Raw genomic sequence first — 17,928 nt, 5'->3', positions numbered from 1 at the left:
AGATTCCTCGAAACTCATTTGGTTTTCTTTTTGGTCTTGCGTTTCGACAAGATAGGTTCGGAAACTACGGAGACAATTTCGGAAACGGATAATTTCTCGTTCGACGTCGAAGATTGGAAGCGAACGAAATAAAGCCCGAGCATGGAACATGCCATTCCGACTAGAATCGTAACTTCGAATTCCATCAGGAATTTACCTCCTTCCCTAGGAAACAGAATCTGAGGGAGGAAAAAAATCGACACCGCGAGAAAGGACTCCCTACCCCAACCTGCCGACTTCAATTTCGGATTTCTGACCAAAAATAGAGATTGAAAACATACGACCGCGACCGTGAGAAGCAATGCGAGATAAACCGGAAGAGAAAGCGAGCCGAAGACGAAAGAAGCCAGGATCAAAGTCGCGAAAAAGATCGGTAAGCTCGCGAGTAAAATCGGCAAGGGTTTAAAAAATGATTCGAAATAGGACGCCAAAATCATGAAGATCAAAAGAAAGGAAAAACCCAAAACTCCGTAAAGACGACGTTCTGTCTCCACGATCCTCTCCATATTCCTGCCTAATTCGATAAAATAGTTTTCGGGAAGGTCCTTACCGAGCTCTTTAAGTACGGAATTTTTGATCTCTGAAAAAGAAAGCCCCGAACTCAAAATGGAAAAGGATAGGGTTCTTTTTTTGTTTTTTCGGAAGATCTTCGTAGGGGTTCGGGACTCCTTTTTTGAGGAAAGTTCGGGGACGGGAATGTATTTCCCCATTTGGTTTTTAACGACCAACTTTTCCAAACTTTGGGGGGAGTTCCTGAATTCCTTAAGAGCGCGCAGGCGAATATCCAATTCCCGGTTATCATCCAGGAATTTAGAAATAACCGAACCTTGGATCGCCGTTTTCAAAAAGCCTGCGACCTCCGAGTTACTCAAAGTGGAATTCGAAATTTTCTGATGATTCAGAGAAAGCTCTAATTCGTCCCTGGGGGCCTTATAGTTCAGGATCACGTCTTCCACTCCGGAGATAGAGGAAGCTTTTCCCGCCAAATCCTGCGCCAAATCGTTTAGGCGATTATAATTATCTCCCAAAATATCGATCTTTACTTCCTTGAATTTGGAGGATTCGGATTCCCGTGAAAAGTAACAAAAAGCAGGCTTTAAACCGCCGACTTCTTTTTTGATACCGTTGATAAATTCGTCCGATTTGATTTTACCCTCGTCTAGAGTGATCACCAAAAAGGAATGCCCCGGCTCGATCCGCGACGCAACTTCGGTAACTCCAGGGAACTGAAGGATCTTATTCTCCACTTCCTTTGTAATCGCGTCCGTTTGCGGAAAATTAAAATCAGCGGGGAGCTCCACAAAACCCAAAATCTTTCGGTTTTCCACCGAGTAGAACAATTCTTTTTCCACCGAAACGAATCTCCAAATCCCCAAAATAACGATCACCAAAAACACAGGAATGAGTCGCCGCCGAGAAAGATGGAAACGAGAGGGAAAATCCGGGAGACTCGTATAGGAATCGGACTCTTCCATAGGAATCATCGTATAATTGCGCTGGAATCTCCTCCGTGCAAGATCTAGAATACTGTGCAAAGGGCCGAAAGAAAAATAGCAGAGACTAAGATACAGGGAAAGAAACGTCCCGAATCGTAATGTCGATTCTCCGGTGTCTCGATCCAGGTAGTAGAGAGGAAAACAAAGGGAAAGAACGATGATGACAAGCGACAAAAATTCTCCCGCGGTATGTTCGAAGTCGAATTCTTCCCCGTATTTTCCTCCTTTGGACAGAAAAGGATAAAGTACGATCCACAAAGCGAATCCGATCGTTTCTGCGCAAAGGACAATTATGTCGTAGTTTGCCTTAAAGACGAACAGCAGAAATTGGAACAAAAAAAAGATTACGATAAATTGAACTAGTAAAGTGGAAAAAACTTCGAAGTTACCGTATTTCTTTCGAACCAAGAGGGAAATTCCCAGAGCGATCATACCGAACACGACGGAAATAGCGGTATTACGGTAAGTTTTGCGGACCGTATCCGACTGGTCGTAAGCGATATTAAATTTGACGTGCGGGAGTTTCAGCTCCGCTAAAGTCTTATCGACGTCGGAAGAAATTTGAAGGGGATTCCCTACGGAAGATTTATAAACGTAAACGCTAACGGTGTCTTTTCCGTTGATCCGAGCTGAACTGGACTCGTCCCGAAAAGAGTAGGAAATGTCGGCGACCTCCTCCAAAAAAAACGTCTTACCCGATTCCTTGGAAAGAATGGGCTGTTTTTGGATCTCCCGTAAATTACGGTACTTGCCGGACAAGAACATGTTGAAACGGTTTCCTTCCGATCGTACCGAACCAATGGAGGCGGATCGATTGTTTGCCTGCAGTACTTTCTGAATTTCATGCAGGTCTAAACCGTAGGCCCGAAGCTTTTGCATGTCACAGCCGATCAGAATTTCCCGGAGTTTGCCGCCGGACGCAGCGATTTTGCTCACGCCCTCTATATTTTCCAAATACCGTTTCAGTTCGTTATCCGCAATACTCCGTAGGGTCGTAAAATCGAACTTATCGCTTTCTAGCGAAAGAATCAGTACCGGCTTTTGATCCGGATCATAATGATAGATCATCGGCTTATGCACTTCCCGCGGAAATCGACCCGATACGAGATCCACTCGTTCCCGGATCTCTAATCCCTTCAGATCCAGATCGGAACCTTTCTGAAATTCCACGTTGATTTCGGACCTACCTCGTTCCGCGGAGGAACGAATCTCCTCGATCCCGCCCACGCTGGAAATGATCTCCTCAATCGGAATCGTTAGCGTTTCTTCCACAGTACCGACATCCGCTCCCGGATATTCCACGGAGATCGTCAATCCAGGATAGTCCGAAGTCGGAAAGAGAGTCAGCGGAACCTGAAAAAAGGAAAGGACCCCGAACAACAACAGGCCTGCAAAAAACATGGCTACTGTAAGAGGTCGTTTCAGATTTCGATTTCGGCTCTCTGGTTGCATAAACTCATCAGCGCGCCTTACGGCTCAATAAATGAAAGAAAAGGACGGGAATCAGATACAAGCTAAAGAAAAAGGAAGTGAAGAGTCCCACGATCACTACGATCGCCATCGGAGATTGGAATTCGGTACCCCTCTGAAGTTCGAACATGATGGGAATCAAACCGAGAATAGTGGTGGCGTTATTCATCAGAATAGGTCTCAAAACGATCCGCCCGCTATCTAAAATCACTTTCTTCAAGGGGAGATTCTGTTTTAAAAGGAGATGAACGTACTCGTAATAAAGAGCAGCGTTGTCTACGACGACTCCAAGTAAAAGCACGAGCCCCATGAAGGAACTCACGTTAAGACTCTTTCCAAAAAGAAACAATGCCGGAAAGACCCCGATAAACATAAGAGGGATCGTGCAAATCATAATCAAAGAATACAATAGAGATTCGAATTGGCTCGCTAGCAGCATATAGATAAGTACGATCGCTAAAACGAAGGAAAGGCTAAGGTCGGAAAAGGATTTCTCTATATTCTCCTGTTCGCCCGAGAATTTAATCCGATAACCGTCAGGCAACTTCAGACGCGAAATCGCATCCTTTACGTCTTCAATCGGATTATTGGCCGCTTTCAAGTCCAGATCGGCGGTAGCAAGATTCACCCGGGAATTCCCGGATCGAATAATGGAAATCGGAGAATTCGTCCTTTCCACTTTTCCGATCTGGGACAATCGCACCAAGCTGCCGTTCGGAGCCTGGATATTCGTATCCAAAATTTTTTGGAGGGAATCCACGTCTTCCTTGCGGAAACCCATACGAACATCCGTGCTACGATCCGCGACCTTGATTTTGGTGACGATCGATCCGTAATTGGCGATCCTAAGATAATTGGACAGATAGTCGTTATTAAGGCCGAGCATGCTAGCCTTAATGGGGTCGAAACTCAATTCGTATTCGATCGCTTTATCCTCCATGCTGAGGCGAGGATCTTTGACGCCCGGAATTTTGGAGAGAATGGATTTCAGCTTTTCGCCGATATCGCTCAAAGTACGGAGATCCTCTCCCAAAATCTCCAAGCTAAGTCCGTTAGAGTCCGGAGAAACCACGGAGGCGAGAATATCACCGCTGTTCTCGAAATGAAGTTCCACTTCTTCGGAAAAATGGAATTTCTTTCTCACACTTCGGATAAACGAGTCCGAAGATCTCCCGCCATCCTTTAACACGACCCGGATAGCCGCCCGATTTGTCCCCCAATTGCCGTTTCTTCTTCCGGACAATTGATCTTCTTCGTATCCGATCCTAGAAATGACGCTTTTCGTATCTTTTTCCGCAGATAAAACCCTCTCCACGGACTCCACCGCATCGGATGTGGCCTCCAAAGAAGAACCATTCCTCGTTTTTAGTAGAATCGAAAACTCTCCTGTATCCACCTTTGGAATAAATTCCTTCGGAATAATAAAAAGAAACGCGATCGAAAATACGAATAAAAGACCAATCAAAACGAAGAGAGATTTTGGTTTATCTAAATAATGGGAAAGACGCGCTTCGTATTTTGCTAAAAGATTCCTATGAAAATCCTCGGAACGCTCGAACACTTTTTCCTTCAAGAAGGCCGGTTCCAAAGGAATATCGTAAAGAACGACAGTCAGCATCGGAATCACGGTCAAGGAGGCGAATAAACTCATCAAAAGCGAGATAGTGATTGCGATAGCCATTTCGCCGAAAACGATACCGATCATACTCTTAAAGAAAATGATCGGAAGAAAGACGATAACGGTAGTAAGAGTTGCGGAAACGACCGAGCCGGTCACTTCCGACGTTCCGTTCACTGCCGCCTTTGCGACTTCCATTCCTCTGGATAGATTCCTTTCGATTGCGGAAAAAACCACGTTACTGGTATCGAAAAGCATCCCGATGCCGAGCGCCATACCGCCCAAGGACATCATGTTAAGGGAAATGCCGAAGATATAAAATAAAAGCAGAGTGGAAAACAAGGAAGCCGGAATCACCGTCAGAAGAATCAACGGACTCTTAACGTTTCTCAAAAGGAAAACAAGTACGAAGAAGGCCAAAATCATTCCGGAAACGAGAGCGCCTGTAACCCCCGAAATGGATTCCTTGATGAACTTGGATTCGTCATATACGATCTCGGCTTTCAGTTCGTTTTTGAACTTGTTGTTGATCGAGGTAAGCTCTCTCTGAACGTTGTCGGAGATTTCGACGGAATTCCGTCCCGATTCCTTATACAAATACGCGATGATACATTCTTTACCGTTATATCTTGCGATTCCGGTTCTCTCTCGATACCCCGAACGGATCGCACTGAACGATCCCAAACGAATAGGAATCCCCTGGGAATTATTTCCGACTATGGTTTCCGCAATGGATTCGATCGAATCGTACTCCCCGACCGCTCTCACGAGATAATCCTTATCCCCGACCGGAAGGCTGCCGGCGGGAGCGCTTACGTTGGAGGAATTGATTGCCCGGCGGACGTCGAACAAAGAGATATTATACGCATTCATCTTATCGGAATCGATTTGTACCGAAATTTCCCGCTGAAAACCTCCGGAAAATTGAACGGAAGCAAGTCCTTCGATCCGCTCGAAATAGACCCTAACATTGTCGTTCAAAAAGGATCGAAGATCCCGATCGGTGATTCTACCCTGCGGAAAAATTACGATTTCCTGAAATGCAGAAAGGGAAGGATCGAACCTGGTAACGACGGGTTTACTTGCGTCCTGAGGTAAAAGATCCCGTACCAAATCGATCCTTTCGCGGACATTGATGACCGCGTATTCCAAGGAGGTACGGTTCGAAAACTGGATCGTAACGACCGACCTGCCTTCGAAAGATTCGGAATTCACCGATTCTACTCCGCCGACAGTGCCTACCGCGTCTGATACGGGTTTTGTGATCAGATTTTCCACTTCTTCGGCGGAGGAATTCGGATACGCAGTAACGATCGTTACTTTCGGAAACTCGAGTTCGGGCATCAAATTGATCTTCAGCCTCTGTAAGGCGATCAATCCGAACATTACCAGGGCCGTCCAAACCATGGATACGGTTACGGGTCGGCGAACGCAAAACTTAAGAATGCTTTCCATTAGCGGACAAAACTAGGAGAGACCGCCATACCGTCTCTAAGCTGAGACAAACGATCCAATAAAATGACGTCGTCCTTCTGGAGACCTTGGAGGATTTCGATTTCGTCCCCCTGCTTCTTGCCGATCTTAACGTCGTTCGTATAACAATGACCTTCCCTTACCAAAAAGACGGAGTTCCTGCCGGAATCATTCGAAAGGACAGCCGTGGAAGGAATCAGGATTGTCGGAACCGGCGATCCCAATACTACGTTGGCCCGGATGAACATTCCGGGCTTCAATCTCCTATCCTTATTATCCACTAAAGCGCGGACTTCTACGGTATGTGCCTTTTGGTCCACCAAAGGGCTAACTGTCTCCACTTGGCCCCGAAACTTGGACTCCTTATAAACGTCGGCCGTAAATTCGACTTTCATCCCTTTCTTCAAAACGGTCGAATCCGTTTCAGAAATATTCAGAACTCCGTAAACCTTATCGATATTGATTACGGTTAGAACCGCCTGGTTTCCGGAAGTGCCCGTTAGAAGTTCCCCTTCGTTTTTGTATCTTTTGGCAACTACACCCTTAATAGGAGAAAATATGATCGTTTCCTTGAGCATCGTCTTGGTGGAGTTCACCTGGGCCTCATGTGATCTAAAAACCCCGTCCGCGACCTCTAACTCCGCTTTTTCGATCTGGGTATTGATTTCTTTAAAAAGCTCGAGTTTGTCCTCTCTCGATTTTGGTACAACGAAACCGTTTTTTATGATGTCTTCGTCTGTAAGATTAATGCTATGGATTTCCAAATCCCGTTTTGAAATGCCGAAGGACGTTTCCTTTGCCGTAAGATTCAATTTGGCGGTCTCGAATTCTTCGCGGCTCATTCCCCCAGCTTTATAAATCTCTTCAATACCGAGAAACGTATTACGAGCCTTTTCCAGTTCCTCTTTGGTCTTTTCAAAAACTGCGCGGCTTTTTTCCATCTCCTGGATTTTGGCGTACACGCCCATCCGCGCCTTATCGTATTTTTCCTTCGCCAATTTGACCTGAGACCGGGATGATTCCAAAGTCGCCTGCTGTTTCATCAATTCGAGTTCCATCTGGAGACTTTCGACTTTAAACAGTTTTTGCCCTTGAGAAACTTCTTCCCCTTCCTTTACGAATATTTTTTCCAGCCGCCCGCCGATTTTGGAATATAAATCCACCTTTTCGGTAAAATCGATTAAACCGGAAATATCGATATTGGGAGAGATCGACTTTTCATCCACTTTCATTGCGGAAATCGAAACAGCTCCTTGCTCGACTCCGAATTCCCTAGCATCATCCTCACGCCTAAAGGAACTTAGGGGTTTAAACAGCGTGGAATCCAATTTAGAAAAAAACTTGTTCGACGAGCCGCGGGAAAGTCTGGAAAAAAGAAAATAAATGCCTAAGTATATGAAAAATACGTAAACTATATACCGAAGAAAACGATTCGACAGCAAAGACTGAAAAAAAGATCGCATATATGACGTTCCGAAAGATAATTTTTTGCGACGATTGTCCCTAAAATCAGTCCTTACCGATCAAAGATTCGAATTTTTTCAAATGAAAAGCCGCCTTTTCCGATAACTTCGCCTTTCCATAAATCGTCGCAAGATGTCTGTGCGCTAAAGCGATCTGGCCGGTCTGCATGACGATCTGATTATAATGCTGGATCGCCAAATCAGTTTTTCCGACTTCTTCCATAATCATCCCGCCGATCATTAGGGCCTCTAGGTTGCCGTTGTCCCGTTTCGAAAAGAATTGTAGGTTATCGAAAAAATCCTTGTCGCGGACTTTACCTGCAAACTGCGCTTTAATCACCCAAAGCAGTACGTTTAGATTATCGGTATCCTTTTTGTACAATTCCCGAAAATACTTCGTCGCTTCTTTGAAATTTAACTCGTAATAATACAATTTTCCTAGATTAAAAAGGGTGTCTTTATAATCCGGATCTTCCTTATAAATTTCCGAAAAGATCTTGATGGCTCCTGCCCGATCGTTCTTTGCGAACAGAGTCATACCCTTATTATACTTTTCTTCCAACTTTTTGGAATCCGTACCACAACCTGCAAACGACAGTATGAATAGCATAACGACGAAGACTTTGCTCATTAGTATCGAATATCTCTTTAAAATTTCCACCAAGGTCTCTTTTCTTCCTTATTATCTAATCGATCTATGATCCTGGAACAAACCGAATGCAAAAGTTCCGCTTCGCTTAAAGTCTTGCCTTCGATCGTATAATTGATACTGCGTACTATTTTTCCGGATTTATCGAATATTTCTAAAAAGATCATTCCACTCTCCGTCTTATCCAGCATTCTGCGATTGTCGCTCATTGCTATCGCACCCTGAATTAGGTAATCAAAATTAGCGGAAGCTCCTATCGCTTTGATTTCGGATTCTTTCAAAATCCTGGAACTCAAATCTTGACCGCCTGCGGGTAAGGTTGCACCCAAAAGGACCTTACTAGGTTCGTTGGAGGACTGCTCTAACAGTTTACTTTTGGCTGCATTCGGGTCTTCGGTCGACCTCACATAATCTTCTAAATTTAAAATTCCGTATCCCGAATTCAATAGGGAAAATCTCAGCATGCTGGCAAGATTCCTCGTACTGAAAGGATCGAAGTGACTGTCCCGATTTTCGATAAAGCCCAATAGATACGTGGACTTGACCGCTTCCGGCTTGGAAGCTATCCTCACCGTCCCGGAATTAAAATAGTTTAGGTTCAAACTGGCACATGAAACGGACCAGAAGAATATCAAAAACGAAAGAGAAATCCTCATAAAAACTCTATCTCCGTATGAATAACACAACCTCTCAATATCGATTTTCATTGGCTGATAAACGAAAACGAAAAGGGCGAGTTGAGCGCTCGACCGTTAACGTCCGTAGCTGAGTTCGAAACCGATAACGTGTAAACCGGACCGTTCGGACTCGGAGTAATGGACGGGAACGCGGTTGCCGGAGCGACCGGTGTGACCGTAAAATCGAAATTGGCATTAGTCAGATTATAATCGCCGGAACTTCCGAACGCCGCATTCCCTCCGCAGCTCGCTTCCAATTCGGAAAAAACAAGATCCAAAACGCGGCATCCGTACGGATAGGCGGCCTGGCAATCTCTCCAAGTCCAGGATGCCAAACGTATCACCGTGGACGTGCCGGAAATTCTGCTTAAAGATACGGCAGGAATCGTCGTCCCGGAACTCATATAATTATTAAATACGATCCGGAAATCGTCCGTGGTTTGGTCTAAACAGGATGTGGAGGTACCTTGGCCGTCATCCCCTCCCCTAAATTGATAGGAACTCGGAGAGAGTACCGAAAGAGAAGAATCCCACCAGCAATAGCCTAAAGACCAATTGCCTCCGGTAGAACTCCCAGTGCCGGGATAAGTACCCGAACCGGCACAGCCGGGACTACCGACTTGACTGACCAGACCGATCGCTTGTACCGCGGGACTCGGATTCAATCCTACGGCAACGAATGAAGCCGTCGTTGTCTGCGGAAACGGAATCAGATTAGCGGTAAGCGCGGATGTTCCTATGGCAATCGTATATCTAGTTCCAAATCCTAAAGTCGAATCGGTCACAAACGTCAAAGTTTGATTTCCGCCTGACCAAGTGAATTGTCCCGACAAACTTGGTGAAAAAGAAATGGCATTTTGGGTACTTTGCGGATCCATCGGAGTCGTAAAGTTAAAGGTAATTGTATTACTTGTAGGGTTTCCCATACAAGCATTGGTAACAGTACCAGTTAAAATATTCACCGGTGCGCCGATCCCGACTTGACAGCCTGCTTGTGAGCCCGCCAATACCGTAAGCGAACTTAGGCCCGGAGCCGCATTATTGGTTCCTACTAGAAAGCTCGCCTGCACGCCCTGTTTTAGGGAAATATTGGATTGATCCATCGCCTGAGAACCTATGGATATCGTATAACGTTGGTTATAGAGTAATGTAGTATCCGGCGTGATCGTCAGAATGCTGCTCGACGTCCAAACGAAATTGGCGGAAACACTAGGACTGATCGTAATCGCGGATGCTGTCGCCTGCTGGTTCATCGGTCTCGAAAAATTGATGACGATTTGATTCTGAAGTGGATTTCCCATACATGCATTGGAAACATTTCCGTTCAAAAAATCGGAAAGAGAAGCACTCGAAGCGTTACACGCAGCCGCGGTTCCGGCAAAAACGAACATATTCGAAACACCAGGATTCGTGCCTAAGCTGGAAACGGATCCTACCGCAAAAGAGGCGCTAAAAGGATTCGCGATATCCATACCGTTCGGATCTTCGCAGGCTTTTGTCAAAGTGAACGTATAGGTTCCCGCATTCAAAGCCGACGAAGGAGAGAAATTCAGAATCAGATTATTTGTATTCGAAAAAAAACCTGAAGTTTGTGGGGAAATCGAAAAGGCGGTCTGACAACTATTGATGTTCATCGCCCGGCTAAAACCCACGGACAAAGTCTGATTCGAAGGAAGGTTTTGCTGACCAGAGATTGGATTGCTGAAGATCACTTTCGGCGGCTCATTCTCCCCCAAAAAGGGATCCAATTTCAGGAGTTTATTCGAAAGTTTCTGGCAATCACCGAACAAAACCAAGCTAACCGAATAGAAAAGAAAAGATTTGTAAAAGTCAATTTTCATAAGATTCCATAGACTCCTGAAATAAACATTCACCTACCCATCGGAGGCGAATCGCCTTCACTGGGCTCGACGCCGGCGGCTGTTTTAGGATCCCGATTTGTTAGAAGAGCGGCAATTAAAGAGTTTCCTCGTCCTTTTTCATACCGAACGAGTTTACTCTCTATAGGGTCGATATTCGCGGTTAAAGCGACTTCATAGCAACTAACTATGTAACTAGCCAAAGAGTCCGTCAGTTCTTGTTGCGATTTAACGAATTCCAATTCGGCATTTAGAACTTCTTCTTTTTTAGATTGCCCGACCCCGAATCTTGTGTTCCCGATTTTAATCGATTCCCACTGGAGTAAAACTCGGGAATTTGCGATCTTTAGAAGTTCCCAGGACTCGGTCGTCTTTTCTATGCTCTTCTGCACCTCGACCCCGACTTGGATTTCTAGATTCCTATAATTTAAAAGCGCTTCGGTAAGTTGAACCTCTCCCTCTAAAATTTTTCTAGAGTAAGCAAGGTTATCAAAAAACTTAATTTGAGTGGATTCATAACCGTTTAATCCGGGCCCGACGGTTTGATTCCCGAAACCGGGATAGGTTTGGATCCCGGTCCCGTCCTTTTGGACACCAAGGTTACCGTTACTTTGCACGATATTACTGCCAAACGGAATGACCAAATTGAAGTTCATACCGTAAATATCATGTCTCAACGGAAAATCGTTTCCGTTTTTACCCGCATATCCGCCCATATACACTTTCGGAATCCAATAATTGTCCGCCAACTTCTTTTCGTTCTTTAGGCGCTTGACGATCACTTGGGATTTCTTAAGATCTTCTCTTGTGTTCAAAGCTCGGATAACGGACTCATCTATGTCGAATTTTGGCGATGAAATGTGGAAATCAATGAATAGGTTTTCTTCTATATCCAGATCGACATGATAATCCAGAGCTAAGATCTGCTTGAGTTCCAAAATGGATTGATTGTATTCGTTCTTATATCGCAAAAATGCGTATTCCGCCTGTTTGACTTTAGTGGAGATATCGTTTAGTTGGATTTTGGAAATGAAACCCTGCGAATGCTCTATTCTTGATCTCTTAAGAGTCTCCTGCATTTTTTCGACGGACTTCATCCCGATCTGTATTTTCCCCTTGGCAGCCAACGCTTTAATATAAGCCTTCTGAATATCTAGTTTCAGTTTTGCAGCGTTGATTTTGAAGTCCTTATCGTTAAGAACCTCGTTTAACCTAGCGATTTCCACCTGTAAATTGGCTTCTCCTCCGTCGAACACCAATTGTTGAACGGTCAATCTAATATCGTTATAAAGATTATCCAACGATCCGACATTGACGTTTCGGAGTCCCATATATTGAACGCCGACTTTCGGGAGGAATTCCCGCCAACGTTCAGTAATAACCATTTTAGAAATCTCTTTCTTAGATTCTAAAGTTCTTAATAACACATTGTTCGTAGTTCCGATCAGAACAGCGCGATCCAAATTCACTGGAATTTTAACTTTGGTGATCGAAATATATCTTGTGGATTCCGAAGAGAGAGGAAGAGAAAAGAAAACACAAAGGATAAGAGAATAAGAAAAGAGAAAGATTCTCTTCTTTTTGAGCCGAAAAAGATTCATGCTTCGGCCTCATGATATTGAAATGCCGCACAAAAATGACCCATTACACATTTTGGCTTCAAAATGGAAAAAACTCTCTTAATTTGGAGACTTTTGTAAAACAGCATCTGCGGACAATTCATATTTTAATTCAGAAACCAAACCCTTAAATTGCATGACTTAGGTAACAGATATTCACGAAGTCTTTCCCCTCGCATGCATCAGGCAGATGTTCTGATCTATTTCGGATCCATTAAACCCGCTTCTTGATATATTAATTCGATACGCAACGGACATAATACTTACTAGATTTAGATGCGAATGGATTCACTAAGCCGTCGTTCATATACACGTACCAAGCATTGGAAGGAGACTGAGTATAGGAAGTCGATGACCAATAGTATGCGGATAATGTTCCCGGAAAATACGTGGAGTTTATGGCGGGATTCTTCTTGGAATAATCCGAGATGGATCGTAGCTCGTTTACGTTAGGTAATCTCCAGGATTTGGACGCCAAAGACAAAGTGTTACATCGATTCAATGCAGCTTGCCAAGTATATTGAGTCGCGGTCCCGGCCGAACAATTGCTTCCGGAAAGACCATCGGTACATTGTTCCCAGATCAAACCGGTTACATTATCCGTGATCGTTCCATCACCATTGTTCGTATAAGACGGTTGCGAGGCCGAAGTGCCGGCAGAAGAAACGCACATGATTCCGTTCTGATTCGGTTTGATATAATTGGACTGAGAACCGTCGGCAAGACTCGTAATCCAGGAATAGTAGGGATTCGGAAAGTAAGAAGTTGCCGTCCAAAAGTTCACCCAATAACTACCTCCTTGGCCCGAAGGAGCGTCATAAAAGGCCGCAGTATCGATCGCAGGCAAAGCGGACGAACCGTATTTGGGTAGTGTAGCCAACTCGGCTTGCGTCGGCAATCTCCATGCAGAAATACCTCCGTAATTCGCGGGTAAATATTTCGCACAGGCATTTACTGCGGAAAATAACGCAGGAGTTTGGCTATTATTATTATAGATCGGCCAGGGATCTATTTTGGTGGTATTTTGAACACATGTGTTCGGCGTTCCGGTTTTTACCTCGTAACCTAACGCGCAGGTTTTCCATGTAAGCCCCGTGACCAAATCTTTAGTGATATAATCTCCCGTATTGACCTTAGTCGGACCGCTATAATTGCGAGCCGTCTTACTTAAATACTGTCCATCCTGCCCGGTTCCGGAACAAGGAATCGGATTCCCACTAGAGTCCCAACAAGCGGATTGTCCCGTCTGTAATACAACGAATTTATTCGCCGGATTCAACCCTGTGGTAAAACTCAGTTTTAAATTGGAGGCGATCGGATTACCTGCAACATCCTGAAGCAAGCCCGACGGGACGATCCATTGGATATTCGTATTTTCCGGGAAATTCACCCAGGACAAATCCGCCTGCAACTTCGTATAATTCACATCCAGCCAAGTGAATGTAGCCGTCACATCGGTGCAATTGTAACCGGCGCCGTCGAATATATCCGTCTCAACCAGCGTGGTGGAATTGGAAGTACTGCAATCGTTCGAACTCGTTGATCCAATTTTACTAGGATTCATCGATTCGCTGAAAACCATCGTGATTCTTGCAGGAGAGCTGGAAATGGATAAACCCAAATTCGAAGGAATGGATGAGGACAAGGTCGGAGGAATATTGTCCTTTGTAATCGTTGCGGATAGAAATCCGTATTGGGGAGAAAGGCTAGCGTTCGCAACGCAGATCAAAACCGTATTTTGTCCGTTTGTAAAATTGGAATTATCCAGAACGCTGGCGATTTGCGAATTCGCAGAGACGGTACCGCCGATATTCGTACCTGTCGCCTGAACCCCGGAAGTGCAAGTACTGGCGGATCCTATAAAGATTTTATAAAAACCGGGAGAATTGGATTGCCAATCGATTTCGACTGTTGAAGAAACGGATGCGTTGATCGATCGACTTGCGGGAACGTACGCATTGATTGTGATCGTAGCGACGGTCGTATTGATCGTGTAAGAAGCGGAGTTAACGGAGGAAAGATTCCCCGCCCCATCCCTACCGATATACTTCAGAGTAGTCGCCCCTGCACCCAAAGAAACCGGTGCGGAAGTATATACGGTGCCGTTCGTAACCACCCCCGTCAAAGAGTTGATTGCAGGGACTGTCCCGTCGGTAGTATAAACCACCGTGCAACTGCTGGAATCGACGCAACCTAAAGCAATATTCTGCGGAGCCGTTCCGAACGTACCTCCTCCCGGAGTTGGAGAAACGGAAGGTGAAACATCGTCGCGACTGATATTGAACATAAACTGTCCCGTCAAACCGGCAGTGACACAGATATAGATCGAATTCAATCCCGCGGCCAGTTGGCTCGCCAGAATGCTGGAATTGATCGCAGAATTGGCCGCTACCGTTCCACTTTCTATGATCGTACCGTCACTACAGCCTGTCGCATTTTGACGCACCGTGTACGAGCCCGACTGGTTGGACTGCCAGGAATAACTTGCAGAGTTCATGGCTCCACTATTGACACTAATGTATGGAGAACTTAAGGGAGTTGTAATGGAAATATTCGGAATATTATGGTTTATTTGATATACCGCAAGTTGCACGACTCCGGAATTTCCCGCCATATCCCTGCAAAAATATCTTACCGTATAGGATCCGTCTCCAGATCCGCCTACCGTAAAAGTAGCATTCGGAGGATCCGTCACATTGCCTACCAAGGGGGTAAAAGAAGGAATCGATCCGTCCGTAGTATAGATAATATTCCCGGGAGCGACGTTGTCCGCGCACATTACCGTAATGGATTGCGGACCGCCATAGGCCCCCGCGACCGGAAAAATCGCGCTAGTCGGAACCGTGGTATCGGCAAGAATCGAAGCGAGAATCGTATTATCCGCGACTCCGTCTCCGTTCGTATCATAACCGCTTCCCGGAATCACTAATACTTGATTTCCGGAACAGCTAATGCCTGTCTTTAAAGTAATCGTTCCGGAGGTATTGCAAAGAAAATAATCCGGATTTCCGTCTCCGTTCACATCGACTGCAAACGGATTTCCGCTAGCATTGTATAAGAATATCAAAACCGGAATTCCGCCGGCCCCTTGTAAGGAAATTCCTACGGCTGTACCTGCGTTGCTCGGATCGACGACGGTTCCTAAAACTTGAGGGCTAACTCCCCCGTTCAGGTCGAAAGATTGCCCGACAGCTAATGGGCTACTAAAAGCGGATCCTTTCGCTAACAGACTCAATAGGGAAACGATGGAAGAATGAATATCGCTGGAAGGTTTACAGCTGCACGAAACAAAAATCGCAAAAACAAAATTCAGAAATCGCCAAAGGATACGGTGAACCGAAAGGTTCGGAGAGACTTCTTTTATGCTGATTTCCCGGAACATATATTTATTTAATATTTAATACCAAATAATAGGATAGTCGGTACTTGCTTTTTTTGTGCAACAAAAATTGCAGAAAATCGGCATTTTGAAAGATTCTAATCAATTTTACAAGAAGACGGTCGAAAAAAAGGAAAACCGACAGAATTGGAGATATGCTACATAAGAATATGTATTCCCAGAAACCCGGAAGAGTTGAGACCGAAGAAGGAGTGGCAAAAAGGAAACCGCTTATCACCCAGGGGATAGATGTCTCGGCATGGAAAAGAAATTCGTTTCCAACGATTCCCTGAAAAAATAACGTTTCCGAAAGACCTTCCTATGAGATTCCCCAGATGGATCCGACCACTACTCCTCTTTTTTTCCATCTTTTCGGGACTAAACGCCGAAGAAAAAGTCCTCGAAGGGAAATTACTGCAATTCGGAAGGCTTCTTCATTCGGGAGAAGAATTCGTAACTCTCATCTCTAACGACCTCGGCCCGGAACTATCCAGGCATGAAAAGGAGACCATCCGCATCCTTTGCGAAATGAAGGGAAAGAATTGCGAACCTCTTCGGTTCGATCTTTCTCCGTTCGCGGAACAGACAGGATTGGCTCCCTGGACTCTGAAAAAAATTCCGGACTATGTCGGTCGCGGTCTCTATTCCATCAACCCGGTCGTATCTCCGGACGGAAAGGCGCTGTTCTGGACGGTTTTTCGCCCCCAAGGAAGGCACGGAACCCAAAGAATCTGGATGGCGGAAAAAGACGAATTCGGAATTTGGAAGGACGGAAAGGAAATGCCTCCTCCCTTAAACAACGAACTTCCTACATCGGTTCTCGCGGCTCTCTCCGGAGGCAATGAACTCTTCCTGTTCGGGAGTTATGACGACGAAGAGCAGAAAAAAAAACTGGAGGACGAACTGCAGGAACGGAAAAAGGAAGCGTATCAGAACATAGACCGAGATCCGGAAGTCCATTCCAAAATCGAATCCATAGAAGAGGAATATCGGAAAAAAAAGGAAGCTCTCGCCCGAAGAGTCCCTCTCTACCGGAGCTACAAAGAGAACCAAAGCTGGTCCGTACCTAAAATCATACAATTCCCCGGGTTTTATAATCATTATAGAAAGAAGACCAATCCCTCCCAGGAAGTCTTCGGAGGCTCTACGCTTTCCAGCAACGGAAGAGTCCTGATTTTTTCCGTCCAGCGAGAGGATTCCGTAGGAAAACTGGATCTGTACGTAAGCTATCGGCGGGAAGACGGAACCTACGTTTTCGGACAAAACCTCGGAAACGGGATCAATACGGAAAAGGAAGAGATGGCCCCTTTCTTGGCCAGCGATGACCGAACCCTGTATTTTTCCAGCGACGGACATAAAGGAATTTCCGTATATGTTACGAGAAGAATCGGAGACGGATGGGACAAATGGACCAAGCCGACGGAAGTCTCCGAGAACCTCAAAGGAACGAATTTCTTTTCCATACCCGCAAACAGCCAGTGGGCTTATCTAAGCAAGGAAGGAAAATTGTACATGGCCTATCTGCCGGAGGAGTTCCGTCCCGGAGCAGTGGTCGTAGTGGAAGGAAGAGTCAAGGACGAAAACGGAAATTCCCTCTCCGCGGAAATACATTACGAATCTCTAACAAACCTCTCCAAACTGGGTAGCGCCAAAAGCGACCCCAAGGACGGAAGCTTCAGCATCGTACTCCCTTACGGACAGAAATACGGAATCTATGTGGAAAAAAAGGGATACCTTACCGTTTCCCGAAACTTGGACCTCACTACTTCTGAAAAAAAAGACAAGGTAGCGACGGAATTCGTCCTCCCTACCCTAGCTGCGGGGAGACAGGTCCGACTCGATAATATCTTCTTCGAAACGAACCGGTTCGAACTCACCAAAGATTCCGAACCGGAACTGGATCGGCTCGCCGAGATTCTAAAGGCGGATCCGAATCTCAAGATCCGCATCGAAGGCCATACGGACAACATAGGAAAGGAAAAGGACAACCAAGTCTTATCCGAAAATCGCGCCAAGGCCGTATCGGAATACCTACGATCACATCACGGAATAGATCCCACTAGATTGCACACAGTCGGTTACGGGGATTCCATCCCAATCGCACCGAACGATACGCCTGAAAATCGCCAAAAAAACCGCCGTGTCGTTTTCATAATCTCGGAATAGCAACCGCGTCCTTTCACTCA

The 17,928-nt window shown here is 45.4% G+C and carries 9 protein-coding genes; 1 reads left to right on the top strand and 8 read right to left on the bottom strand.

Going from position 1 to position 17,928, the window contains the following annotated elements; all coding sequences use genetic code 11:
• Positions 1–14: 14 nt before the first annotated feature.
• The 8 genes from EHO60_RS03260 to EHO60_RS03225 form a co-directional block, all read right to left on the bottom strand.
• The gene (locus tag EHO60_RS03260; protein ID WP_135766752.1) at positions 15–2,987 is read right to left on the bottom strand and encodes an efflux RND transporter permease subunit; all 2,973 of its coding nucleotides are present in this window, start codon (positions 2,985–2,987) and stop codon (positions 15–17) included.
• Between the two features lie 7 nt (positions 2,988–2,994).
• Positions 2,995–6,078: an efflux RND transporter permease subunit gene (locus EHO60_RS03255; RefSeq protein WP_135766751.1), complete on the bottom strand. Its 3,084-nt coding sequence runs from the start codon at positions 6,076–6,078 to the stop codon at positions 2,995–2,997.
• Positions 6,078–7,559: an efflux RND transporter periplasmic adaptor subunit gene (locus EHO60_RS03250; RefSeq protein ID WP_135766750.1), complete on the bottom strand. Its 1,482-nt coding sequence runs from the start codon at positions 7,557–7,559 to the stop codon at positions 6,078–6,080. Before EHO60_RS03250 ends, EHO60_RS03255 begins: the two co-directional genes overlap by 1 nt.
• Positions 7,560–7,605: 46 nt before the next feature.
• A complete protein-coding gene (locus tag EHO60_RS03245) occupies positions 7,606–8,190 on the bottom strand; it encodes a tetratricopeptide repeat protein (RefSeq protein ID WP_135766749.1) in 585 nt (194 codons plus the stop codon).
• 17 nt (positions 8,191–8,207) lie between these two features.
• Positions 8,208–8,864 carry a lipoprotein gene (locus EHO60_RS03240; RefSeq protein WP_135766748.1) on the bottom strand — a complete coding sequence of 219 codons (657 nt, stop codon included), beginning with the start codon at positions 8,862–8,864 and terminating at the stop codon, positions 8,208–8,210.
• A 47-nt stretch (positions 8,865–8,911) separates the two neighbouring features.
• Entirely contained in the window at positions 8,912–10,759 is a 1,848-nt protein-coding gene (locus EHO60_RS03235; RefSeq protein WP_425460264.1) for an Ig-like domain-containing domain, read from the bottom strand.
• Entirely contained in the window at positions 10,756–12,345 is a 1,590-nt protein-coding gene (locus EHO60_RS03230; RefSeq protein ID WP_135766746.1) for a TolC family protein, read from the bottom strand. The genes EHO60_RS03235 and EHO60_RS03230 overlap by 4 nt, the downstream gene beginning before the upstream one ends.
• A gap of 253 nt (positions 12,346–12,598) precedes the next feature.
• Entirely contained in the window at positions 12,599–15,598 is a 3,000-nt protein-coding gene (locus EHO60_RS03225) for an Lcl domain-containing protein (RefSeq protein ID WP_167880144.1), read from the bottom strand.
• A gap of 465 nt (positions 15,599–16,063) precedes the next feature.
• On the opposite strand from EHO60_RS03225, the gene EHO60_RS03220 reads away from it, so the two are divergent.
• Positions 16,064–17,908 (top strand): OmpA family protein, encoded by a 1,845-nt coding sequence (locus tag EHO60_RS03220; RefSeq protein ID WP_135766744.1) that lies wholly within the window; start codon positions 16,064–16,066, stop codon positions 17,906–17,908.
• Positions 17,909–17,928 lie beyond the last annotated feature (20 nt).

It is taken from the genome of Leptospira fletcheri (assembly GCF_004769195.1).
Classification (GTDB): Bacteria; Spirochaetota; Leptospiria; order Leptospirales; family Leptospiraceae; genus Leptospira_B; species Leptospira_B fletcheri.
This window is presented reverse-complemented; position numbering and strand designations above follow the sequence as displayed.

Excerpts from the sequence above, each read along its gene's own strand:
- EHO60_RS03230 (WP_135766746.1), bottom strand. The coding sequence starts at position 12,345 with ATGAATCTTTTTCGGCTCAAAAAGAAGAGAATCTTTCTCTTTTCTTAT.
- EHO60_RS03250 (WP_135766750.1), bottom strand. The coding sequence starts at position 7,559 with ATGCGATCTTTTTTTCAGTCTTTGCTGTCGAATCGTTTTCTTCGGTAT.
- EHO60_RS03260 (WP_135766752.1), bottom strand. The coding sequence starts at position 2,987 with ATGCAACCAGAGAGCCGAAATCGAAATCTGAAACGACCTCTTACAGTA.
- EHO60_RS03255 (WP_135766751.1), bottom strand. The coding sequence starts at position 6,078 with ATGGAAAGCATTCTTAAGTTTTGCGTTCGCCGACCCGTAACCGTATCC.
- EHO60_RS03220 (WP_135766744.1), top strand. The coding sequence starts at position 16,064 with ATGAGATTCCCCAGATGGATCCGACCACTACTCCTCTTTTTTTCCATC.
- EHO60_RS03245 (WP_135766749.1), bottom strand. The coding sequence starts at position 8,190 with ATGAGCAAAGTCTTCGTCGTTATGCTATTCATACTGTCGTTTGCAGGT.
- EHO60_RS03240 (WP_135766748.1), bottom strand. The coding sequence starts at position 8,864 with ATGAGGATTTCTCTTTCGTTTTTGATATTCTTCTGGTCCGTTTCATGT.